The sequence below is a fragment of the Candidatus Saccharibacteria bacterium oral taxon 488 genome (genome assembly GCA_013100805.1).
Lineage (GTDB): Bacteria > Patescibacteriota > Saccharimonadia > Saccharimonadales > Saccharimonadaceae > Nanosynbacter.
This window is the reverse complement of the sequence record CP040000.1, coordinates 521,059-542,615: the sequence shown is the minus strand read 5'-3', so window position 1 is coordinate 542,615 and position 21,557 is coordinate 521,059. Positions and strand designations below refer to the sequence as shown.

Here is a 21,557-nt window from a genome sequence, read left to right as displayed (position 1 = left end):
TAGGAGTACAGTTAATTCCAAGGAGGGGCAGTATGTCAACGATAGATCAGCAATTTGTAGAATACGTAGTAAAGGCGCTGGTTGGACATCCAGAAGATGTCGTCGTCGAGCGTTTGATTGACGAAAAGGGAGTGTTGCTTACACTGACGGTCAACCCAGAGGATCTCGGTCGGGTTATCGGTAAGCGTGGCGGTACAGCCCAAAGTCTGCGGACGCTACTCAGGGCGTTAGGGACGAAAAATGATGCGCGCTACAACCTGAAAATTGTCAACAACGACGGCTTTACGAGTGCTAAACAAACTACGGCTGCCGCTTCAGATGATGATTCTGTGGACAACTCAACAGATGAAACTGTGGAAAATAGCTCTTCTTATGCAGAAAATGCTCGAAAAGAGCTTGCAGAACTGGATGATCTTGATATATAATCATAACTAGTTCAAGCACAGACAATATGCGAGAACAGCTCTATGCGAGCAATGGGTAACCATTGAGAGCCTTATTTGTGCTAAAAAACCGCCTAGCTAAAGGGCGGTTTTTTGGTGGTTTTTATGTGGGCACGGTATAATGAAGGATATGCGAAAATTTCAAGCCATTACCCTGTTTCCCGAAATGTTCTCTGGCGTATTTGAAAACTCAATGATGTGGAAGGCACAAAAGGATGGTATCGTTTCGCTCGAGACGGTGAACTTGCGTGAATTTGGTCTGGGGCCGCGCCGGCAAGTCGATGATACGCCATATGGCGGCGGCGATGGGATGCTACTAATGATCGAGCCGTTATGGCGGGCGGTGGAATTTGCCAGGTCGCGCGATGAGAGCGCGAAGGTTGTCCTGATGAGCCCACGTGGTCGGCGCTGGCGGCAGGCGATGGCGCGCATGGCGGCGGATGATGGCCGGGGGCTCATTATCATCTGCGGGCGATATGAGGGTGTTGACGAGCGCATTATGGAATTGGTTGATGAGCAGTGGAGTATCGGTGATTTTGTGCTGACTGGTGGCGAGCTGCCGGCGATGACCATTATTGATTCAATCGTGCGGCTGCTGCCAGGTGTGCTGGGCGGTGAAACATCAGCAGAGATTGAGAGCTTCTCGGACGGCAAGACGCTCGAGTATCCGCAGTACACTCGGCCAGAGGTATTTAATGGCCTACGAGTACCGGAAGTCTTGCTGAGCGGACACCATGGCAAGATCGCCGAGTGGCGCGAACAGCAGTCGCAAAAAGCGGAAACTGAGTGACGAGATAACCTTGTCCGACAACGGAAAATACCGCTACACACTCGTAACGGTATTTTGTTGTGGTGGATGTCGTAGAGCGAAAGAAACGTCAGTAGTGTTTGTTTTTGTATCGTTCGCTTGTTGTTACTGTACGTGTTTTTAATAAAAAAAGCAAGCGCTTTGGTAAATAATACAACAAGCTTGAGCTTTTTAGGGCGGGTCGGTATACTATATCTATGAAGAAAACATCAACCCAACGACCAATATCAGTCGTACACATTGTACGGTTAATTATTGCCGGATATATTCTCGTCATCGCCTTGAGTCAGCTATTCTCGTTTGATAAGTTTCCATCAATGCTCGCTGGACTGCCGGGCGTGATGGCGGTAGTGTGCGCCATCGTTCTCGTTGTCACAGAGGTTGGGGCGCTGCCGTTCTTACTTGCCATGGACGTGTCGGCTAGACTGAGAAAAGTAAGTGCCGTGATGGGCGTCGTGGCGCTACTGCTATTGACATTGCTGGAAGGTATGGCGTTTTGTCACGGAGTATCAATGATATTTGGGGCGACGTTTGACTTGCCGGGCGGTAGCTGGTCACTTCTGTTCCTGGCTGGTGTGTGGATTTTGGCGATATGGGCAAGCGGTTTTGGCCAGGGCGCGACAACCACGGTAAAATCTCAAGAAACATCAACTAACCATCAGGCTCATGCCAAACCAAAGCGCAAGAAAAAAGATTGACAACACGTCAATCCTTTTTCTTGGCTGGGGATGAGGGATTCGAACCCCCGAATGCCGGGACCAGAACCCGGTGCCTTACCACTTGGCGAATCCCCAACGCGTGTCTGATTATACTATGGATGATAAAGCGGCGCAAGTCGGCAGGCCGAGCTCGGGGTTTGACGCCGACGCCCAGCAGGGTATAATGGAGCTTATGGATATTTCATGGATCGTGAAAATTATTGCCGACGGGCTGGTGATCCCAGTGGTGCTGATCGGGATATATACGCTCATCCGACACGTACCGCGAGATCGGCGCCATCAAGTGTATACACGAGTGTTAATGGCGGGGCTGACGGCGTTCGTCGCAGCAAAAATTATCGGGTTGCTATATCAGCCATCAGGTCTCCGTCCGTTTGAGCTAGCGGGTGTGAGCGCCGGCGCCTCGTTTTTGGATAATCCGGGTTTCCCGTCCGATCACGCCCTGTTCACTATGGCTATCACGTTGGCGGTGTGGTTCGGCACGAAGTGTCGAGGGTGGGCCGTGGCCTGTTTAGTGATGACGCTACTGGTTGGTATAGGGCGAGTGGTGGCGCTGGTGCATACGCCGCTTGATGTGGCTGGGGGGCTCATCATCGCCTGGGCGGGTATATTCTGGTACATGCCATTGCGACGGGTGTCACGCACTGCAAAATAGGGTTGCGGTTTTATCAAATTACTGCTATAGTTGTATCTATTGTGAAGTGGTTTGAGAAAGTTTTTCACGAGGAAGAATCAGACTATATGTTTCCTGTGACGCCGGCGGTGTTCTGGCGAGTTGTCAGCAGCGGTATGGTTGGCGGTGTCGTGACATGGCTGATCGCCCTGGCGCTTGATCGCTTTATCCTAAAGCAGATTATTTGCGGTCCGACGGCCGACCCGTCAATGTGTACGAACAGTGCGCAAATCGGTGCCTACGTTGCGCTGGTATTGGTCAGCGTTATGCTCGTACCGATTGTCGCTCTCAATCGAGTTCGGCGGCCGCTGCTCGTGGTACTCGCGGCGGTTGGTGCACTGTGGGGTGTTGGTGTCTCGACTGCTGAGGTGTGGTGGTTGTCGCTGATGGTAACAACCGTGGCGTTTGGCTTCGTATACGCAACCGCAATGTGGCTGAACCGGATCCGCGGCAACGTGGCGGCGATTATCTTTTTAGCTATATTTGTCCTGCTGGCGCGAGTTGTCTTGTCTCTGTAATCCCTGTACACTAAGAGTATGGAAGCCATTATTATTATTATTCTCTTAGTTATTATCGTTATGGGCTTGGGTGCGATGCTGTTTGTGCTGCAGTCGAAGTTAAGCGAGCTGAAAAATCAATCATCAGTTGAACTCATTAAAACTGACGTGGTGGAGCTGGGGCGAACTATCGCCAAGCTGAATGAATCGGTCAGCGATAAACTTGAGTGCAGCAATGCCCAGGTGCAAACTTCGGTGCAAAAGCAGTTGTCAGAAAGTGCCAAGCTGGTGGCGGACGTGACACAGCGGCTGGCAAAGCTGGATGAGACAAATAAGCGGGTGGTCGACGTGGCGACTGACCTGAAAACCCTGCAGAACGTGTTGCAAAACCCGAAGCAGCGCGGTGTGTTCGGCGAGTTTTACCTGGAGAGCGTGCTGGATAATGTGCTGCCAGCCAAGCAGTTTCAGATGCAGTACCGGTTCAAGGATGGCGAGATTGTTGATGCGGTTATCTTCCTGGACAAGGGGCAGATTTTGCCGGTGGACAGTAAATTTAGCCTGGAAAATTATAACCGGATGATCAACGCTGAAACCAAAGCTGAGCGCGAGCTGTGGCTGAACAAGGTAAAAGCTGACCTGAAGGGGCGCATTGACGAAACCAGCAAATACATTCGCCCGCGTGAGCATACCATGGATTTCGCCTTTATGTTCATCCCCAGTGAGTCGCTATATTATGACCTGCTGATCAACAATGTTGGTGCGGGCGGTTCGAGCCGCGATTTGATCGAATATGCCTTTCGTGACAAGCGGGTGATCATCGTCAGTCCGACTAGCTTTTTGGCGTATTTACAGACGGTGCTGCAGGGGCTGCGGAGCCTACAAATTGAAGAGCAGGCCAAAGATATCCAGGTGCGTGTCGGCCAGCTGGGCGTGCATATCAAAAAGTTTGATGAGCTGATGACCAAGATGGGCAAAAGTCTCAGTACCACCGTCGGGCATTATAATAATTCGTATAAAGAGCTGGGCAAGATTGATAAAGACGTGGTGCGGATTGCTGGTGGTGATCATCAAACGCAGCCAGAATTAATTGATCGACCAGCGCAGGAAGAATAATTGTCTCACCAAAAATCCCCGCCAGGCGGGCGGGGATACGGTAACTACCGAGGAAGAGAATTATTCTTCAACCTTATTGCGATAGCCAATCAGCAGGAACAAGTTACCGCCGAGTGCTGCGCCAACGAGGGTTGCGGCAATAACCTCGAGGCTGAGGCGGGTATACATTTTCTCTGTTTTCTGTGCTGGTGCTGAGGCGTTCTGTAGCTGCGAGTTAGTCTTTTCAGTGACCGCCAGAGCAACTGCTGGGTTCAGGGTTGCACCGCTGATATACACTTCGCGTGGGTAGGTGCGCTGGTCTTTTGATTGCTGCGTTTGTCGAGAAGCGTTCGCCTGCTCCTGTTGGTACTTTTGGACAGCAGCATTTTGGGCAAGTGGTAGCAATGCACCGCTAACCACCAAGCCAAGTGTCAATGACATACCGATGACTACAGCCCTGCTGGTGTTCTTGAGATCAGTGCGTGACAGAGCAGCACTCACCCCGAACATAAAGACCGCCATACCGACGAGCTCGACGGCAAAGATCGCCCATGAGAAAGTGGTGAATTGGTCAAAGTTAATGACGAAGCTGCCTGATGAAATTGCTCCCATCAAGACAACGGCAGCCATTGCGCCAAGGAATTGTGCTGCCCAGTAGAACGGTACGAGTATAGCTTGAAGCTTGCGCATCGTCCAGAGACCAAACGTCACGGCTGGGTTAATGTGCGCACCGGAGATTGCACCAATACCGAGCACTAGTACTACCAGTGCTAGACCAATGTAGAACGGCGTCATCATGTATGCCGAGAACAAGGCAACTAGCGTCAAGATGAACGTACCGGCAACTTCGGCGAGTACGATATTGACGAGATTGCGCGGTAACTTGGTATCTAATTTTTTGCGTGGTGAGCTAGTTCTGACGGGTTTGACAGCAGTCGATTTGACCTCTGGCTTTTTCGTCTCAGCCTTGCTGGTGACACGCGTTACGGTTGTTTTCGATGTAGCAGCTGCAGCAGTCGTTTTCTTTGAACTGGATTTTGCAGTCGCGGCCTTTTTAGTAGTCTTCTTCGTGGCCATAGTCCCTCCTTACTGTACTATTACTATCATTATAACATATCTGGTATAATCGACATATGGGATTACTTGTAAATCAACAAGATCGGCGCAGTGAATTACAAGAACGCATTGCGGCGGAACTGCGCGAGAAGGCCAAGGCGTCGGGCCTTCAGGAAAAAGCCAGTCTAGACGGCGTAGAGGATGTAAAATATTTGGAAGATACGAAGCAGACGACGACGCTGGCGCCGGCCTGGATTATAATTGTGATCATGGCGGCCGTGGTTGTCGGTATGTTTTTGATGCAAGGGCGATGACATGGAAACGTTAGAGGAAGTTCGATCACTATTATTATCGCGCGTAGCCGAGGCGGCTGAACCGCGCAGTGTGTTGCGGAGTACCGAGCTGCGGGAGCTATATGGCACTATTGCGACGCTGCCGGCCGAGAAGCGCGGGGCGTTTGGTAAGAAAGTTAATGAACTGAAGCAGGAATTGGAACGGGCAGTTACGGCTCGTGAGAATGAACTATCGAAAGTTGACTTGCCGCCAATTGACGTGACGGCGCCGATGGATGTGAATGCCCTGCGGCCTGATTTGCTGCCGAGCGAGCGCGGTACGATTCATCCATTGATGCGCGAAATTGATCGCATTTCTGACATTTTCAATCGCATGGGTTTCGTGACGGAAGAGTCGCGTGAAATTGATGATCAATTTCATATGTTTGAGAGTCTGAACTTTCCAAAGGGTCACCCGGCGCGTGATGATTACGATACGTTCATGACTGAGGAGACTGACGCGAATGGTGACCGCTTGATTGCGCCGGCGCACACCTCGACCATGCAAAACCGCGTGCTGAAAAAATATCATGGTAATTTGGAGAACAGCGAGGCGATCGCCGCCATCGTGCCCGACCGGGTGTTTCGTAACGAAGATTTGGACGCGCGGCACGAGCATACGTTCTATCAAGTTGAGGGTGTGTATGTTGCCAGAGGGGTCAATGTCGGCAACCTCATCGCGACGCTGCAAGAGTTTTTGCAGGAATATTACGGCAAGAAACTTGATGTGCGCGTCAACCCGTTTTATTTCCCGTTCACTGAACCGAGCTTTGAATTTGCGCTGAGCTGTCCGTTCTGTGAGGGCAAAAATCCGGATTGTAAAGTTTGCTCGGGCGAGGGCTGGATCGAACTCTTGGGCTGCGGCATGATTCACCCGAATGTGCTGAAGGCTGCCGATATCGACCCGAATGAGTACACTGGCTTTGCCTTTGGCTGCGGCATCGACCGGCTGGTAATGATGAAATACGGCATTGAAGACGTGCGGCATTTTGAAAGCGGTAAGTTGGACTTTTTGGAGCAGTTTTAATTTACGTTAGATTGACTGTAGGTATGTGATGATTAAACGTAACGTATTTCTATACAACATTACCAATCGCGACGACGAGGGATATGGCAGCTACCTGTTTGAGGACGCTCTGCGTGATTTGATGAACCTCGAAGAAGACGACAGAAACTGGCAACATAATCCAAATGACGATGAGTCGTTTATGCGGCTCTTGCAGTTTGACAAGTTACATAGAACCAGCGAACTATCCAGATGCTATGCTGGCATCATCGCCGTGTATGGATCAAATGTGATTACAACAGGCAGGGACGATGATGATCTAGTTAGGCGCTATCCTCTTCCGGGTGGGCGTCTACCTGTACAGGTAGTACACTTTTTATATTATGCAGATAAAAGAATTATGGCATTAGAGTACAACCGAAATGTTGTCACAAATGTAAAGATCCTAGCGTATATAAATAATCGCATAACAAAGCTCTCGCTCTCTGAAAAGCTAGCATTTATCGGGACGGTGATCTGCCATCCAGATGCTATCGAGTTAATCAGGCAGGCTCATCGTATAAAATCCGCGAAAATATTCGTTCCTCGTGAAGCGATAGAACAAAACAATAAAATCTATCAAATTGCTAGGGATGTATTTTCCGCTCCTTCAGTCAATAACCATACTGATACGCTGGGTACTTTTGTTATTGAATTTCGTCCCAATAGAGGAGAATTCTTGTCTCCCGGGTCTTATATCGATAAGTATGTAAACGAGTTTCCGGGTGTTGATAAACAAGTCTACGAAGTTGAAATCGAGGAAGGTATGGAAGTGACATCGGTTAATATCATGCAGCCTCAGTTTAAGAATACTATTGAACTGCCAGACAGCAGTATTGAAGACCGAGAAGAGTATGACAGGCAGGTTTTTGGTAAAATTCACGAGGTATATCAAGCGGCTACTGACGTCATAACGGGAGCGAACAATGTGGACTAGACGGTGGAGCTCCATTGGGCTGGTGCTGATCATACTGGTGTTATTTTTTGGGATTTCCTTGGGTATGCAAGAGGTTGTAAAGGTGGTGAAGCCTGATATCATGAAAGTGAACCCGTGGGATGTATTTGAGGGTATAATAACTATCCCATCATATATCGTCATACTGTTATTGGTGTTGTTACCGTCAGAAGTTCGATATAACCTGAGGCTATCAATATTTCAGCGCTCCAGCTATGTGCGTGAAATCATTATCTCCGGACTTCTGATTATTATCGTGATGTCCGTAGTGGGATTTGTGGCGTACGACCCAACAGACAGCCCGACCCGCAATCCTTGGAATGATTTTAATTGGGGTAATTATCTGAGCGTTATTTTTTGGGGGGTTAGCATATTTTTGTATAGTGTGCTGCTGCGGTTGGATAGTAGGGCCAGGCGTGGATTTGATAAAAACGTAGCTTAATTATCCCATACAAATATCCCGATAAGGCCGCGTAACAACTTCTGCCGACTCAAGGCCGAGCTTGGTTTCAATGTCACTAATCATCGCCAGCGCACTAGTCTCATCATCTGACAAAACCTCAACTTCCACGAACGTCCCAGTGTTTTTGATTTCGTCGATGGCTACCGTTGCCTGTGGAAAATCAGAAGACTGGAACGATCGTCGGTATTTGTTAACTTCAACGAGCTGCACCATGCCGAGATTTGCCAGTAGCTGCTTGGCGGTCGCCGCGTCCCCAGGTTGAATTGGCAGGTTTGTCTCGGGCTTAATGATCACATTGTTTTTCGTATGTGTCGCAGAGGTCGTCGCTGGCTTATATGTCACCTCAGCAAAACCATCGCGCTGGCGAATCCGCAAGCATTCAACTGTCTGCATAAAGTCAACATCAGGACGAGAATAATACGTATCAATCTCGTGGAGATTACTCTGCAGCTCAAAACCGAGATCTTGTAATCGCTTAATTAATTCTTCTACGTCACCGGTTAATTGGCGTTTGCGTTCGATTTCTAATGGTATATCCATATGGCTATTATACGGTAGGTTGGTATTATTTGTATTAGTTTGTGTCTCAAAAAAGCCAGCGATAAGACCTGGAAAGCAGTTGTGCTGCCACCCGAGGAATCCGAGCGCTTGAAGTTTTGTAATTAAATGATACAATATAGTTTATGAATGAACATATTTTAGCCAACAGTCATGAAGTTACCTCGGATAAAAATCACGACCATGAGTCAGTGTCCCATCAAATTCGTGAAGTTTTTGAGAGGTATAACCCCATGTACTTAAGGGAGCGAGCAGTATTAGATACGCTGTGTGAGTCGGCACAAGATATTATGTTGCCAGCTGATTTCTTTGATAGGATAAACCATTCTTATGATGACGGAAGTTTGATTGGTATCAAAATTGAGACAGGAAAAGTGTGTCACTCTACGGAAACATTAGAGTTTACTGACAATATGGATGGGTTTGTCAAGCATTGCCATACAGGTAGTGCGAGTCTCGCTGATATCATGGAATATACACTAACATTAGCTCACTGTGCGCCAGGAACCGTGAAGTATCTTGATGTATACTGGAGTGATCTATTCAAAAAATCAGATTCGCTCACTCGTGAAATAACCAGGGGGCTCCGTGGTGATTGTCGCACATGGTTCAGAGAGCATGAACAGGAAGTGGCGACACTACTGCATGCGCCATTGACAAAAATAGTTGCTGATGCTGAAATACTTGATAAGTATGGTACGAATATTTTAGTGAATGGTACTGACGGGATGGTTAATAGACTACTGGATGATGTCGAGGGGAGTATCGAGAGCTTACCATTTAGCGAAGCATGTCGCAATGATCTGCTTAAAAAGGTGAAAGATGAGATCCTAGGGACTCTGAACGACGAGGATAATCGTAATATTTGGCTTGGCGCGCTGGAAGACGGGTTACGGGATGAGATTAACTGGGGCGAAGAGGGCGGTGGCCTTTTATTAAAACATAGTGGTTGGCATAGCTACGAATACGTCATTCAGTGGCTTAACAAGAGGCGGGATGTACTGTCCGAGGGCTGGGAAGGTAAAGAACGTTTTAATCAGCACATCGCTAGACTTAAGCAGTGTGGTGAAGCGGTAGAAACTCTCGACGACATTGCTAATACTCAGCCTGAGGAGCTTGGTGTCAGACTGGGCGAGCCTGATCATCGGCTACCAAAAATGTCGTGGAGATTTTCTGAGGGTTCGCGTGAGTGGGAGATGGCTAAATATTACGAAGAGGAGGTTGAGGTTGTTGGTTCACCAAAGGAGCTACGTCACGTAGTTGAGAATATCGACCCAGCATACAGTGGATATGTAAGAGAGCGGTTTGCTGATACGGTGAGAGCGGTGATTGACCCGCAGATGATAACCGATTGGTTAGTTAATGGGGGTCAGGGTGATATTCGGACGAGGACTAACCCTTTGCGGATGCTGCACACCACTCTTAAGATCTTGTTACCAGAGGAGTCGAATGATCTTGTAAAAGAGTTTGGTATTGAGGGAGAGGTGGAGAAGTTGCGACGATATAATCATGATATCTATAAGCAACTTGGTGAAGAGGGTTATCAGCAACTATCAGATGACGGCTTGGTAGCTGAAATTGCGTGCAGGATAATTGACGATATGTGTGGTGATGATCATGAGCTATACGATGCGATAATGGCGCGTGCGACAGCATGGGCTTACAATCGAATTCATGAGCAAGGATTTTCTATACCCGGCCTGCGTGATCACTTAGTGGTCTTTGTTAACCGTACTAACAAGGTCAAATTCCCTATAGACTTGCCTGATGGTGAGGCGGTTTTGCGGGCAATATCCCCCGATAGGCTTACCTTTAATCGCTACATGCAAATGCAAAGCTAATTTTACCGATTTAGCATAAGTTTGATATAATGAAAGCATGAACCATACAATTTTCGACGACATTGTATCAGGCACCGTAAAATCATGGAAGATTTGGGAGGACGAGCAGTTCCTGGCGTTTCTCACGCCGTTTCCAAATACCCCAGGGGTGACAGTGGTTATTCCAAAGCGCAACCCGGGCGATTATATTTTTGCGATTGACGAGACGCTATATCTCGAGTTTATGCGAGCAGTGCGCCAGGTGGCGCGGCTGCTGGAGCGCGCGTTTGATACACCGCGGGTAGCGCTGGTGTTCGAGGGAACGGGTGTAGCACATGTGCACGCCAAGCTGTATCCGCTGCACGGCGACTTGGCAGGACGGACTGACGTCTGGGCGGAGAATGCAGAGTTTCATGAGAATTATCGCGGTTGGCTGACAACGACCGAGGGGCCGAGGATGGACGAGGCCGAACTAGACCGTATTCAGGCACAGATTATTGCTGCTCGGGAGTAATATTTAGTCAACGAGGTGAAATAATGAAGTGGCTTGGAGTTGTCGGTACACGCGAAGTAGATGATACGATTCGCCGTGACATTGAACAGTTTGTCGGGCAAAAGATTGCTGAAGGTGGCGGGATTGTGTCGGGTGGCGCTACTGGTGTTGATCACGAAGCGGCACGGCTGGCGTATAAACATGGTCTGGGGGCGGTGCGGTTTCGGGTATTTTTGCCAGTGGAGCTGGAACTATATTGCCAAGCATTGTATGATCGTGCGGCCGCCGGTAAATGTCGCCAGGATGATGCGATTGCGACGGTTGCGCTTTTGCGAGACATCGCCAAACATCGGCCAGGAGTACTGCGCGATGCTACTGATTTTAATGAAGTTAACGCTGATTCATTTCATGCGCGTAATTGTCAAATTGTTGACTTGGCGGACGAATTGGTGGCGTTTCGGGTCAACTATAGCCCTGGCACGACGTTTACAATTGATCAAGCTCAGGAAAAAGGTATTCCTGTTAAGGTGTTTGACTACACCATTGATTAGAATGCTATACTGATATATATGAAAGTCAGCCTAAATCTTATCAAACAATTGATTAATTTTGAATTGCCTACCGTAGATGAGCTGGTGGCGCGAGTCAATCAGCAACTTGGCGGTGTCGAAGCAGTGATCGACCTGAAAGCCAAATATGGCGGCGCGCGAATCGTTCGGGTGGTTGAATGTGTTAAGCATCCTGATGCTGATCGGCTGAGTGTGACCAAGATTGATGATGGTGGTGTGGTGGCGGACGTGCCGCGCGATGACAATGGCTTGGTGCAAGTGGTCTGCGGTGCGCCAAATGTTCACGCCGACATGTGGGCGATTTGGTTGCCGCCAAAAAGCACGGTGCCAGTAAGCTTTGATGACGACGAGCCATTTGTGCTGGACGCGCGGCCACTGCGCGGCGTGCTCAGCCAAGGTATGTTGGCGGCGGCTGATGAACTGGATATCGGCACGGATCACGAGGGGATTATTGAGATTCACGAACACGACGTACCGGCAGGAGTTGAACTGCGGGCGGGTGCGAGTTTTGCTAAAATGTTTGGGCTGGACGACTACGTGCTGGACATTGAGAATAAGATGTTTACTCACCGGCCGGATTGCTTTGGACAACTCGGCGTGGCGCGCGAGATTGCAGGGATTTTTCATCAGCAGTTTACTAGTCCTGAGTGGTATAACGTGATTCAAGAATTTGCCGGCGGCGACGGTCTCGAGCTTGAAATATTCAATGAGGCGACTGAAGTAGTGCCGGTGTTTTCAGCGGTAGCCATCAAAAATGTTGAAGTACACCCAAGCCCGCTATGGTTGCAATGTCAGCTGGTGGCGATGGGCGGCAAACCAATTAACAACATCGTCGATGCCACGAATTACATGATGCTACTGACGGCACAGCCAACGCATGCCTATGACTATGACAAATTGCGTGGGCGTACGCTCGGGGCGCGGCTGGCTCGTGACGGCGAGAAGGTCAGCCTGCTCAACGGTAAGGACTACGAGTTGACGAATGACGACATCGTCATCGCTGATGGCGAGGGTGTGATAGGTCTCGCGGGAATTATGGGCGGTGCTGACACTGAAGTCTCAAATGGCACGAAAAACATCATCCTCGAATGTGTTAATTTTGACATGTATGCGCTGCGCCGCACAGCCATGCGCCATGGTATTTTCACCGATGCGCTAACGCGGTTTAATAAGGGTCAGTCACCGGCACAAACCGACCCCGTCCTCAAACAATTGATGGGTATGGTGGGTGGTGTCCAGGCCAGTCCCGTGCTGTTTAAGAATCATCAGTCTCTGCGGTCTGTATTGGCTGATGGTACGCACTGGTGCGGTGGGTTGTTGGTGCCGAGTGGATTTGTTGAAGAGCGGCTCGGCGTAAATTTTGCTGATGGTGAAATGAATACGCTACTAGGAAACGTTGAGTTTTTCGTTGATGAAGGGCGCGAGTATGGCGAGGACGGCATGATGGTCTACAGCCCGTTTTGGCGTACCGATATTGAGCTACCTGAGGATATCGTTGAGGAGGTTGGGCGGCTGTATGGCTTCGATAAATTACCGCGTCAATTACCGCGTCGCAGTATTAAACCCGCGCCGAAAAACCTGCGTCGTGAGTTGAAAAACGCCGTTCGTCACAGTCTGTCGCGTGCCGGTGCCAACGAAGTCTTGACCTACAGTTTCGTTCATGAACGCATCCTAAAAAATGCCGAGCAGGACGTTGCTCAGGCATACAAATTATCAAACGCCCTTAGCCCTGATTTACAATATTACCGCTTGACAGTGCTGCCGAGTTTGCTCGACAAGGTCCACGCCAACATCAAGGCTGGACATGATGAATTTGCCTTGTTTGAGATGGGTAAAGGGCATGTCAAAATGCATGGCCTGGGTGAAGATGGTTTGCCAGAAGCCAGCCAGTTCACCGACATCGTCTACGCCGCCAAAAAACCGGGAGCGGGCGCACCATTTTACACGATTCGTCGCTCGGTTGAGCAGCTGGCGCGTGATCTTGGTGCCGAGTTGGTATTCAAGCCAATTGAACAAGAACTTACGCTTCCAGCCGCGGCACCGTTTGACCAATCGCGTAGTGCACTGGTCGAGACGACAGACGGGCAGTTTATCGGCATGGTCGGTGAACTGAAGCAGTCGGTCATCAAGAATTTCAAATTACCGGCGTACGTGGCAGCGGCGAGCTTGGATACGGCTGGCTTGGAGGCTGTCTATGCCAAGCGTGACAGTCATTATCAGCCACTCAGCCGCTATCCTTCAACGACGCGCGATATCTCGCTCAAAGTGCCATCCGCTGTCAGGTATCAGCAGCTACTACGGACGCTGGATGAGGTTGTGCAGGACGTTGATATGGCGGTGCGACTTGAGCTACTCACTATTTACCAGCCTGAGGATGATGCAGCGCAGAAAACAATAACATGGCGGCTGGCGTTTACCTCGCATGAGCGGACGTTAGTGGACAAGGACATCACGCCAGTGATACAGCGAATCGAACAGATAGCCAAAGATAGATGGGGCGCTGAAATAGTCTGATGAAGCCGCTGATTCACATGCTCCGGTATGCGCGCGGTATGGGCAGGTACTATATTGGCGTCAGTGTCAGTTCGGTCATCGTGGCACTAACCGGCATTGTGGTGCCATTCGTGATTTCGCGGGCGACCAGCTTGATGGTCGAAGTGGTTGAGGGCGGCAATGTAGGAATTGAGCAGGCGATTTTCTTGGCGCTGGTGCTGCTGGCGCTTGACGTGACGAATACGATTGTGCGAAACCTTGGCGGTTACTGGGGCGACGTGATGGCAACGCGGCTCAAGCAGCAGCTATCGACGCGGTACTATCATCACTTGCTTGGCTTGCCGCAAAGTTATTTTGATGGCGAGCTGACTGGGACGATTATCAATCGCCTCAGCCGCGCGATTACCGAAACGACGAATTTCCTGAACATGTTTGCCAATAACTTTTTCCAAATGCTGCTCACGACGGGCATCACCATCGGTATCGTTCTGGTGTACAGTCTAGAGCTGGCGATCATGGTGGTCATTATGTACCCGCTATTTATGTGGCTGACGGCGCTGACCAGCAAGAAGTGGCAGGCCTTTCAGAACCGTAAAAATCACGAGACGGATATGGCCAGCGGCCGGTTTGCCGAAGTCATTGCTCAGATCAAAGTCGTCAAAAGCTATGTCCGTGAGTCGCTTGAATATCGTCACTTTGCCAAGCGCTACCGCAAAACGATTGCCATCACGCGCAGGCAATCGCGCTACTGGCACAGCATGGACATCGTGCGCGGCGTGGTGTTGTCGGTCATTTTCTTCATGATTTTTGCCTACATTTTTGTGCAGACGACCGAGCGGCGCTTTTCGATCGGCGATATGGTGCTGCTGATCACGCTGATTAATAATTTGCGGATGCCGCTATTTAATATGAGTTTCATCGTTGATAATTTCCAGAAAGCTCTGGCCGGGAGTCGGGATTTTGTTAGCGTGATGACGCTGCGCCCAGCGATTGAAGATGCCCATCACGCGCCGGAATTAGTCGTGAGCCGCGGGGCGGTCGAATTTCGCAATGTCTCGTTTCGCTACGCCTCTGCTCCGCAAAAACCAGTGTTGACCGATATCTCCTTTACGCTTCGTCCCGGTGAGCACGTCGCTCTCGTCAGTGAGTCGGGCGGCGGCAAGACCACTTTAACGAACTTGCTGATGCGCCTGTATCAGCCAGACGGTGGTGAGATTATGATTGATGATGTGGCAATTGATGCGGTGCAGCAAAAGAGCTTGCGTCGCCACATTGCCACGGTGTTTCAGGAGCCAGCGCTCTTTTCCGGCACAATTCGTGAAAATATCGCCTATGGCGCCGACGAGCCGACGGATGAGCAAGTGATTGCCGCCGCCAAGGCCGCTAATGCACACGACTTCATCAGCGAGCTTGACAAAGGGTACGATACGCAAATTGGTGAACGTGGCCTCAAACTGTCCGGCGGTCAAAAGCAGCGCATCGCCATCGCGCGGGCGGTACTCAAGGATGCGCCGATTCTCATCCTCGACGAGGCAACAAGCAATCTCGACAGCAAGAGCGAGCATCTAGTGCAGCAGGCACTAGAGCGGCTGATGAAGGGGCGGACGACACTGATCATCGCTCACCGGCTGAGTACCATCGCTACGGTGGATCGGATCGTGACGCTAAAACATGGCCGGGTCGACGAGATCGGTACGCCAAAACAGCTGGCAAAATCGGGCGGTATTTATGCTAATTTGCTCAAGCTACAGCGGACAGCCGGCGTGGGGATTGATGATGAGCTGGCACGTTATGACATTGCGGTTGAGGGGAAACATTGATATAATTTCAAGGTAAGATAAAGGAGGATTATGGCGACGAAGAGGGGACAGCGACTCGGTATATGGATCATCACGGGGACATTAGCGATTGGGACAATTGGTGGGTTCATCGCCATGATGGTGCAGCCAGGCAATGACGCCAAAGATCAGGCTGAGCTGAAGCAGGCGCAAGAAGATTATAAAAAAGCAACCACGGAGTGGCAAAAGAAAGTTGACGCTCAGACGGCGGAATTGAACAGTAAATATCACGGCAAGTTTTCGGGATTTAGTACGCGAGTCGGCGCCTTTGAGGCTGCTGGCGTGAAGGAGCTAGGCAAAGAAGATTTGATCGTGGGTGACGGCGCGGAGGTCAAGGATGACACCAAATTTGCGGTCTACTACATCGGTTGGAATGCCAAGGGTGAGATTTTTGATCAGTCAATCAACAGCGGTAAATTGAAAGCACCGTTTGCGGTAAACGGCCCAGCACATACGTCGGTGATTCAGGGCTGGAAAGAGGGGCTGATTGGTATGAAAATTGGCGGTGTGCGTGAATTGACAATTCCAGCGGACAAGGCTTATGGCAATAAGAGTCAGGGTGATAAAATTCCTGCTAATTCGCCACTCAAATTTGTGGTAATGGCTATCGAAAAACCGGCGGAGATTCCGCGGCCGGAGATGCCAGAAATTATCAAGCGATATTATAGGTCAAGGGGGTTGAATGTCTAAAGAGATTATCATTGTCGGTGCCGGTCCAAGCGCACTCACTGCAGCAATTTACCTATCGCGCGAAGACGTGCCGACAACACTATATGAACGCGGCGTGGTCGGCGGTATGGCGGCCATCACTGATCAAATCGATAATTATCCAGGGTTTGCCGAGGGTGTGACCGGTATGAAATTGGCGTCCGAGCTGCAGCAGCAGGCCGAGCGATTCGGTGCGAATATTGAGTACGGTGATGTGACGGCCCTGAAACAAGTTGACGGCGAACTGGAATTGACAGTTGATGGTCAGCCAGTGCGCGCCAAAGCGGTGCTGCTGGCGACCGGCTCAAATCACCGCAAGCTGGGCGTACCGGGCGAAGATGAATTGTATGGCCGCGGCGTGCATTACTGCGCGACGTGCGACGGCGCATTCTACCGCGACAAGCGCTTGATCGTTGTTGGCGGCGGTAACTCGGCGGTGCAGGAAGCGATATTTTTGACTCGCTACGCCAGCCACGTTGACCTATTAGTGCGCAGTAAATTGCGCGCCAGCGATGTCTTGCAAAAAGAGCTGCAAAAGTATGTCGATGAGGGCAAAATTACCGTCCACCTTGGCGCGACAACCGATGAAATTATCGTCAAAGACGACAAGTTTTACGGCGTCAAATCAACTCAAGACGGTGAGCAAAAAGAATTTACTGCAGATGGATTGTTCGTCTTTATCGGCCTCATTCCGAACACGCAGTTCTTGAAGGAGTCAGATGTTGAGCTGGACCTCGGCGGACACATCATCACCGACGAACATTTGCACACCAATATCCCTGGCGTCTTTGCCTCGGGCGACGTACGTTCGGGCGCAACCATGCAAATCGCTTCGGCGGTCGGCGAGGGCGCAGTGGCGGCGCTGCAAATTCGTGAATACTTACAAGAAAAAGCCAGAGAGGAGTAAAATATGGCAGATTTTAACCAAGTATTAACCCCGGGAAACTATCAGGACGGCGAAGTTACCGTTGTTGTAGAGATTCCGGCTGGGTCAAATCATAAAATTGAATGGGATCGGAAAGTTGGCGTTATGCGGCTGGACCGGGTTGATCCGGCGATTTTTGCCAAACCGACTAATTATGGTTTTATCCCGCAGACATTGGACGAGGATGGCGATGAGCTGGATGTGCTGTTGGTGACGGATACGCCGCTGACGACTGGGCTAGTAGTTGAGGCGCGAATCCTCGGCGTGATGAAGTTTGTTGATGACGATGAGGTCGATGATAAGATTATCGCGGTGCCGAGCGACGATCGCCACAATGGCAACGCCATTCAGTCGCTGGAGGATTTGCCGGCGCAGCTGATTAAGCAAATTGAATTCCATTTCAATCACTACAAGGATCTGAAAAAGCCGGGTTCGACCATTGTCAAAGAATTTGCTGGCGTTGATGCTGCCAAGCAGGTTGTGGCGGCAGCGATTGAGCGCTGGAACGAGCAGGCGTAATACTACTATCTTGCAAAGCAAAGCGGCATCACGTCTTACCAAGAATCTGGTATGCGTGTTTGTTGCGGGACGACCGTCAGCCATCTCCTCCAAGTCGAATGCATCCGGCAACGCCGTCCGCAGAACCATCGACTTGTCAGAGAGGCTGGCGGCTTCGCGAATGTCACCGCCAGTACCAGTATAGGGGTATCATGTCCGTCACAGTTTCTGGGTTGGGTGTAGGTTACATTGCACCGTAAAGCCGCCAACTGCTATCTATGTCGAAACAACGACGAAACACCGTCGGTTAAGCCGGTCAGGTGTGCGAGCACGCCGCCGCTTTTTGACAGTTGCATGCGCAGTTTGGTTTTGGCATGCGGCGTGATGACCATGTCGCGCCAGGCTGGTTTGGGTTTGGCGGATTTGCTGGTCAAAACTTCGACGACGTCGCCGTGTTGTAATTCATAAGTGAACGGCTTCATGGCGCCATTGACCTTAAAGCCGCTAGCGTGTGCTGCGATGTCGGAATGAATGCGATAGGCGTAATCCAGCGGGAAGGCGCCGCGCGGCAAGTTATAAATATCTCCTTTGGGCGAATAGACGAAGATTCGATCTTCAAACAGCTTCATGCGGAATTTTTCTGAGTCAAAAGCCTTGCCTTCGCGGGCTCGGGCCGCCGTTTCCTGCAGATCGCGAATCCACGCCAAATCCGTCGGCAGCGCAGCAATTCGCCCCTGTCGGTAAGCGTCAGACATCTTTTGCTCGTTATAGTGAAAGCTGGCCGCCAAACCGCGCTCGGCATATTCATGCATGTCTTGGGTGCGGATCTGGAACTCGACGATCTGCCCGGTCGGTGTTTGCACTGTCGTGTGCAAGCTCTGGTAGCCGTTCGGTTTAGGATTGGCAACATAATCTTTGATGCGCTCGTAAAACGGCTGGTACATGTCGTGCAGCACGCCCAGTACCAGATAGCCGGTTGCTAAATCGTCAACGATAACACGCAGGGCGATCAGATCGTAAATCTTATCAATATCGCCAACGCGGTCGAGCTTCTTAAATAAGCTATATACGCTTTTCACCCGGCCGTCCATCTCAAACTGCAGACTCTCATTCTGGAGGCGTGCCGTAACATCACGGCGGACTTTGGCGAGTTTGCGCTGGCTTTTCTTTAGGCGGCTGTCCATCAGGTTCTTAGTACGCTGAAAATCCTTGGGCATCAAAAATCGAAAGCTTAACTCTTCCAGCTGTACGCGCACCCGCCCCATATTCAGTCGATCCGCCAGCGGTGCAAACACTTCAATCGTTTCGCGGGCGATTTTCTTCTGCTTGTCGCGCGGCATATATTGAAGCGTGCGCATATTATGTAGTCGATCCGCCAGCTTGATAATAATCACTCGGATATCCTCGCCAACCGCGATCATCAGCTTGGCGAGGTTGTCCTTGGTGTGCGGCAAATAGCTATCAAGGCTGCGCATACCAGCGCGTGCCTGCGAAACTTTGGTCACGCCATCAACCAAAAAGGCAATGTCGCGGCCAAACAAACTTTCCAGCTCGTCCAGTGTCGCATCGGTATCCTCGACCGTATCATGCAGCACGCCAGCGATCACCGTGTCGATATCCATGCCCCATTCCACTAAAATCCCAGCTACCGCCAGCGGGTGCGTGATGTACGGTTCGCCGCTTTTGCGTTTTTGCCCGGCGTGCTTTTTAGTAGCGTAATCAATCGCGCTGTCTAATACTAGTACCGGTATCTCGTCGTACTGCGGTGCTGCCAGATCCAATAATTCCTCGCGCGTCATAGTTTTATTATACAACTTTGTAGTATAATTAGAGAAAAGCTAATGCTACTTGGGAGGGATACTTGTATGGCGATAACGAAAATAGCAATTAATGGTTTTGGACGGATTGGGCGCAGCGCCTTTAAGATCGCACGTGAGCGCAGCGACGTGGAGATCGTAGCGATCAATGACTTGACAGATACCAAGACGCTGGCGTACCTGCTCAAACACGATAGTAATTACGGGGAATATGGTCGCCGGGTTGATGTTACAGAGGATGAACTCATTGTTGACGGGAAACCTGTCAAAGTGCTGGCGGAAAAGGATCCAACAAACTTGCCGTGGGGTGAGATGGATGTTGATGTAGTAATTGAATCGACCGGGTTTTTTACCGATAAAGACGGCGCGGGTAAGCACTTGACTGCCGGTGCTAAACGTGTGGTTATCAGCGGGCCGACCAAATCTGATGGCGTTGACACCATCGTCCTCGGTACAAACGATAGCAAAATCAAGGGCGCGACGCCAATCATTTCTAACGCCAGCTGCACGACCAATAGTTTGGGCGCGGTGATGGCGATTTTGGATGCCGAGTTTGGCGTGGAAAAATCAATGCTGACGACGGTGCATAGCTACACCGCCAGCCAAAGATTGCAAGACGCGCCTGCTAAGGATCTGCGCGAAGGTCGCAACGCGGCTGAAAATATGGTGCCGACAACGACGGGCGCGGCCATTGCTGTGACGAAAACGCTGCCGCAGCTAACTGGTAAATTCGACGGTCTCAGTGTGCGCGTACCAACGCCGGTGGTGTCGCTCAGTGACGTGACGGCACTGTTGCGGCGCGACGTGACAGTCGAGCAGGTAAATGAAGCGTTCAAGAAAGCCGCCGCTGATAGTTTCTATCAAGGGATCTTGGGCGTCAGTGAAGAGCCGCTGGTCAGCCGCGACTTTATCGGTAATTCACATTCTGGCATCGTTGATCTGCCGCTAACCAAGGTCGTTGGTGGCAACATGGTGAAAATCATGGTCTGGTACGATAACGAATGGGGGTACTCTAATCGCCTGGTCGAGCTGGTGGCGGACGTCGGCCACTACCTCCAGCAGCCAGCGATGTCATAAGTTCTATTTATAAAATAAGTTCAGTGATGTGAGTGGGGCGGGAGATACGAGTAGTTGTATCAAATCCCGCCCCCGCACCTCAATATCAGATTCTCCCTCCTTTCCGGTGCTGAGTGAGGTAGACAATGTCATCTACCAAAAAAACAAGAGTGATTGCCAGAAGGGTCGCAGTTGTTGCGAGCCCAACGTAGCCGATCCATTCAGGCAGGTCAGAAATGGGCCTGTACAGCCACTTGATCGCTGATTCTTCGCGAAGGTGCGGCGTAGTCACCTTTGCGAACCAGAACAGTGCGGTGATGCCAAATGAAACAAGCACACTCCCGTTAATCATGAGCGGTCCATCGTCTTTGGAGGCTACAATAAGGAAACCTCCGAGAACGATGATCGTAGCGATGATGATCGTCAGGATCTCGAGGAACATGATATGACCTTTCTCTTTGTTGAGGTGCGGCCGTTCCGCGCCTCAAGCCACCGTAGGTATCCGACCTGCGGTAGCGAAGCGCAGTTGACAAAACTTACGGTAAGTTGTCAAAAGGCTGATATATATATATCACTATTAGTAGAAAATGTCAATACTTTTTGTCAATAATTGTAGTATGGCCATGAGCCCCCACCTCTGTTAGACACGCATACCCATTCACGGGCTGACATGGGCGAATGGGGCGGCTGAACTTGACG

At 50.4% G+C, this 21,557-nt stretch carries 23 protein-coding genes and 1 tRNA gene; 19 read left to right on the top strand and 5 right to left on the bottom strand.

What is annotated here, in order from left to right:
- Nucleotides 1–32 precede the first annotated feature (32 nt).
- The 3 genes from FBF27_02865 (at nt 33) to FBF27_02855 (ending at nt 1,949) form a co-directional block, all read left to right on the top strand.
- On the top strand, nt 33–425 hold the full coding sequence (locus tag FBF27_02865) for a KH domain-containing protein (GenBank protein ID QJU09344.1): 393 nt from the start codon (nt 33–35) through the stop codon (nt 423–425).
- A gap of 136 nt (nt 426–561) precedes the next feature.
- Nucleotides 562–1,233 carry a tRNA (guanosine(37)-N1)-methyltransferase TrmD gene (trmD, locus tag FBF27_02860; protein ID QJU09343.1) on the top strand — a complete coding sequence of 224 codons (672 nt, stop codon included), beginning with the start codon at nt 562–564 and terminating at the stop codon, nt 1,231–1,233.
- A gap of 215 nt (nt 1,234–1,448) precedes the next feature.
- Nucleotides 1,449–1,949 carry a hypothetical protein gene (locus FBF27_02855; GenBank protein QJU09342.1) on the top strand — a complete coding sequence of 167 codons (501 nt, stop codon included), beginning with the start codon at nt 1,449–1,451 and terminating at the stop codon, nt 1,947–1,949.
- Nucleotides 1,950–1,970: 21 nt separating this feature from the next.
- Here the strand turns inward: FBF27_02855 and FBF27_02850 are convergent.
- Nucleotides 1,971–2,045: transfer RNA gene (locus FBF27_02850), tRNA-Gln, on the bottom strand.
- Nucleotides 2,046–2,064: 19 nt separating this feature from the next.
- On the opposite strand from FBF27_02850, the gene FBF27_02845 reads away from it, so the two are divergent.
- From FBF27_02845 to FBF27_02835, 3 genes are read left to right on the top strand one after another with little or no spacing between them, the layout of a single operon-like run.
- Nucleotides 2,065–2,625: a phosphatase PAP2 family protein gene (locus FBF27_02845; protein ID QJU09341.1), complete on the top strand. Its 561-nt coding sequence runs from the start codon at nt 2,065–2,067 to the stop codon at nt 2,623–2,625.
- Nucleotides 2,626–2,666: 41 nt separating this feature from the next.
- On the top strand, nt 2,667–3,161 hold the full coding sequence (locus FBF27_02840; GenBank protein ID QJU09340.1) for a hypothetical protein: 495 nt from the start codon (nt 2,667–2,669) through the stop codon (nt 3,159–3,161).
- An 18-nt stretch (nt 3,162–3,179) separates the two neighbouring features.
- Nucleotides 3,180–4,253 carry a DNA recombination protein RmuC gene (locus tag FBF27_02835; protein ID QJU09339.1) on the top strand — a complete coding sequence of 358 codons (1,074 nt, stop codon included), beginning with the start codon at nt 3,180–3,182 and terminating at the stop codon, nt 4,251–4,253.
- 60 nt (nt 4,254–4,313) lie between these two features.
- Here the strand turns inward: FBF27_02835 and FBF27_02830 are convergent, their stop codons facing one another.
- Entirely contained in the window at nt 4,314–5,309 is a 996-nt protein-coding gene (locus tag FBF27_02830) for a hypothetical protein (protein QJU09338.1), read from the bottom strand.
- 56 nt (nt 5,310–5,365) lie between these two features.
- Here FBF27_02830 and FBF27_02825 point away from each other — a divergent pair, with 56 nt between their 5' ends.
- From FBF27_02825 to FBF27_02810, 4 genes are all read left to right on the top strand, one after another.
- Nucleotides 5,366–5,602 (top strand): hypothetical protein, encoded by a 237-nt coding sequence (locus FBF27_02825; protein ID QJU09337.1) that lies wholly within the window; start codon nt 5,366–5,368, stop codon nt 5,600–5,602.
- Nucleotide 5,603: 1 nt separating this feature from the next.
- Entirely contained in the window at nt 5,604–6,647 is a 1,044-nt protein-coding gene (gene pheS, locus FBF27_02820) for a phenylalanine--tRNA ligase subunit alpha (protein QJU09336.1), read from the top strand.
- Between the two features lie 28 nt (nt 6,648–6,675).
- Complete coding sequence (locus FBF27_02815) at nt 6,676–7,602, top strand: hypothetical protein (protein ID QJU09335.1); 927 nt, start codon at nt 6,676–6,678, stop codon at nt 7,600–7,602.
- A gap of 64 nt (nt 7,603–7,666) precedes the next feature.
- Complete coding sequence (locus tag FBF27_02810) at nt 7,667–8,062, top strand: hypothetical protein (protein ID QJU09334.1); 396 nt, start codon at nt 7,667–7,669, stop codon at nt 8,060–8,062.
- Here FBF27_02810 and cyaB read toward each other — a convergent pair whose 3' ends face one another.
- Entirely contained in the window at nt 8,063–8,623 is a 561-nt protein-coding gene (gene cyaB / locus FBF27_02805; GenBank protein QJU09333.1) for a class IV adenylate cyclase, read from the bottom strand. It lies immediately after the preceding gene.
- Between the two features lie 143 nt (nt 8,624–8,766).
- Between cyaB and FBF27_02800 the strand changes: the two genes are divergently transcribed.
- The 8 genes from FBF27_02800 to FBF27_02765 are packed head-to-tail and all read left to right on the top strand — an operon-like array spanning nt 8,767 to nt 18,006.
- Entirely contained in the window at nt 8,767–10,482 is a 1,716-nt protein-coding gene (locus FBF27_02800; GenBank protein QJU09332.1) for a hypothetical protein, read from the top strand.
- Between the two features lie 37 nt (nt 10,483–10,519).
- Nucleotides 10,520–10,975, top strand: coding sequence for an HIT family protein (locus FBF27_02795; protein ID QJU09331.1), 456 nt, complete (start codon nt 10,520–10,522; stop codon nt 10,973–10,975).
- Between the two features lie 23 nt (nt 10,976–10,998).
- The gene (locus FBF27_02790) at nt 10,999–11,505 is read left to right on the top strand and encodes a hypothetical protein (protein QJU09330.1); all 507 of its coding nucleotides are present in this window, start codon (nt 10,999–11,001) and stop codon (nt 11,503–11,505) included.
- Between the two features lie 18 nt (nt 11,506–11,523).
- Entirely contained in the window at nt 11,524–14,037 is a 2,514-nt protein-coding gene (gene pheT, locus FBF27_02785; protein QJU09329.1) for a phenylalanine--tRNA ligase subunit beta, read from the top strand.
- A complete protein-coding gene (locus FBF27_02780; protein QJU09328.1) occupies nt 14,037–15,836 on the top strand; it encodes an ABC transporter ATP-binding protein in 1,800 nt (599 codons plus the stop codon). The genes pheT and FBF27_02780 overlap by 1 nt, the downstream gene beginning before the upstream one ends.
- 30 nt (nt 15,837–15,866) lie before the next feature.
- Nucleotides 15,867–16,544: a hypothetical protein gene (locus FBF27_02775; GenBank protein QJU09327.1), complete on the top strand. Its 678-nt coding sequence runs from the start codon at nt 15,867–15,869 to the stop codon at nt 16,542–16,544.
- A complete protein-coding gene (locus tag FBF27_02770; GenBank protein QJU09326.1) occupies nt 16,537–17,469 on the top strand; it encodes a thioredoxin reductase in 933 nt (310 codons plus the stop codon). The genes FBF27_02775 and FBF27_02770 overlap by 8 nt, the downstream gene beginning before the upstream one ends.
- Nucleotides 17,470–17,472: 3 nt before the next feature.
- Entirely contained in the window at nt 17,473–18,006 is a 534-nt protein-coding gene (locus FBF27_02765) for an inorganic diphosphatase (GenBank protein ID QJU09325.1), read from the top strand.
- Between the two features lie 251 nt (nt 18,007–18,257).
- Here FBF27_02765 and FBF27_02760 read toward each other — a convergent pair whose 3' ends face one another.
- Nucleotides 18,258–19,784 (bottom strand): bifunctional (p)ppGpp synthetase/guanosine-3',5'-bis(diphosphate) 3'-pyrophosphohydrolase, encoded by a 1,527-nt coding sequence (locus tag FBF27_02760; protein ID QJU09324.1) that lies wholly within the window; start codon nt 19,782–19,784, stop codon nt 18,258–18,260.
- 66 nt (nt 19,785–19,850) lie between these two features.
- Between FBF27_02760 and gap the strand changes: the two genes are divergently transcribed.
- Nucleotides 19,851–20,879, top strand: coding sequence for a type I glyceraldehyde-3-phosphate dehydrogenase (gap, locus tag FBF27_02755; protein QJU09323.1), 1,029 nt, complete (start codon nt 19,851–19,853; stop codon nt 20,877–20,879).
- 85 nt (nt 20,880–20,964) lie between these two features.
- Here the strand turns inward: gap and FBF27_02750 are convergent, their stop codons facing one another.
- Nucleotides 20,965–21,300: a hypothetical protein gene (locus FBF27_02750; protein QJU09322.1), complete on the bottom strand. Its 336-nt coding sequence runs from the start codon at nt 21,298–21,300 to the stop codon at nt 20,965–20,967.
- Nucleotides 21,301–21,557: the final 257 nt, after the last annotated feature.

Coding starts and splice junctions, on each gene's coding strand:
- FBF27_02855 (QJU09342.1), top strand. CDS start 1,449: ATGAAGAAAACATCAACCCAACGACCAATATCAGTCGTACACATTGTA.
- FBF27_02845 (QJU09341.1), top strand. CDS start 2,065: ATGGATGATAAAGCGGCGCAAGTCGGCAGGCCGAGCTCGGGGTTTGAC.
- FBF27_02790 (QJU09330.1), top strand. CDS start 10,999: ATGAAGTGGCTTGGAGTTGTCGGTACACGCGAAGTAGATGATACGATT.
- FBF27_02815 (QJU09335.1), top strand. CDS start 6,676: ATGATTAAACGTAACGTATTTCTATACAACATTACCAATCGCGACGAC.
- FBF27_02770 (QJU09326.1), top strand. CDS start 16,537: ATGTCTAAAGAGATTATCATTGTCGGTGCCGGTCCAAGCGCACTCACT.
- pheT (QJU09329.1), top strand. CDS start 11,524: ATGAAAGTCAGCCTAAATCTTATCAAACAATTGATTAATTTTGAATTG.
- FBF27_02765 (QJU09325.1), top strand. CDS start 17,473: ATGGCAGATTTTAACCAAGTATTAACCCCGGGAAACTATCAGGACGGC.
- FBF27_02835 (QJU09339.1), top strand. CDS start 3,180: ATGGAAGCCATTATTATTATTATTCTCTTAGTTATTATCGTTATGGGC.
- gap (QJU09323.1), top strand. CDS start 19,851: ATGGCGATAACGAAAATAGCAATTAATGGTTTTGGACGGATTGGGCGC.
- FBF27_02760 (QJU09324.1), bottom strand. CDS start 19,784: ATGACGCGCGAGGAATTATTGGATCTGGCAGCACCGCAGTACGACGAG.
- FBF27_02775 (QJU09327.1), top strand. CDS start 15,867: ATGGCGACGAAGAGGGGACAGCGACTCGGTATATGGATCATCACGGGG.
- FBF27_02865 (QJU09344.1), top strand. CDS start 33: ATGTCAACGATAGATCAGCAATTTGTAGAATACGTAGTAAAGGCGCTG.
- cyaB (QJU09333.1), bottom strand. CDS start 8,623: ATGGATATACCATTAGAAATCGAACGCAAACGCCAATTAACCGGTGAC.
- FBF27_02750 (QJU09322.1), bottom strand. CDS start 21,300: ATGTTCCTCGAGATCCTGACGATCATCATCGCTACGATCATCGTTCTC.
- FBF27_02800 (QJU09332.1), top strand. CDS start 8,767: ATGAATGAACATATTTTAGCCAACAGTCATGAAGTTACCTCGGATAAA.
- FBF27_02780 (QJU09328.1), top strand. CDS start 14,037: ATGAAGCCGCTGATTCACATGCTCCGGTATGCGCGCGGTATGGGCAGG.
- FBF27_02795 (QJU09331.1), top strand. CDS start 10,520: ATGAACCATACAATTTTCGACGACATTGTATCAGGCACCGTAAAATCA.
- FBF27_02810 (QJU09334.1), top strand. CDS start 7,667: ATGCAAGAGGTTGTAAAGGTGGTGAAGCCTGATATCATGAAAGTGAAC.
- pheS (QJU09336.1), top strand. CDS start 5,604: ATGGAAACGTTAGAGGAAGTTCGATCACTATTATTATCGCGCGTAGCC.
- FBF27_02825 (QJU09337.1), top strand. CDS start 5,366: ATGGGATTACTTGTAAATCAACAAGATCGGCGCAGTGAATTACAAGAA.
- FBF27_02830 (QJU09338.1), bottom strand. CDS start 5,309: ATGGCCACGAAGAAGACTACTAAAAAGGCCGCGACTGCAAAATCCAGT.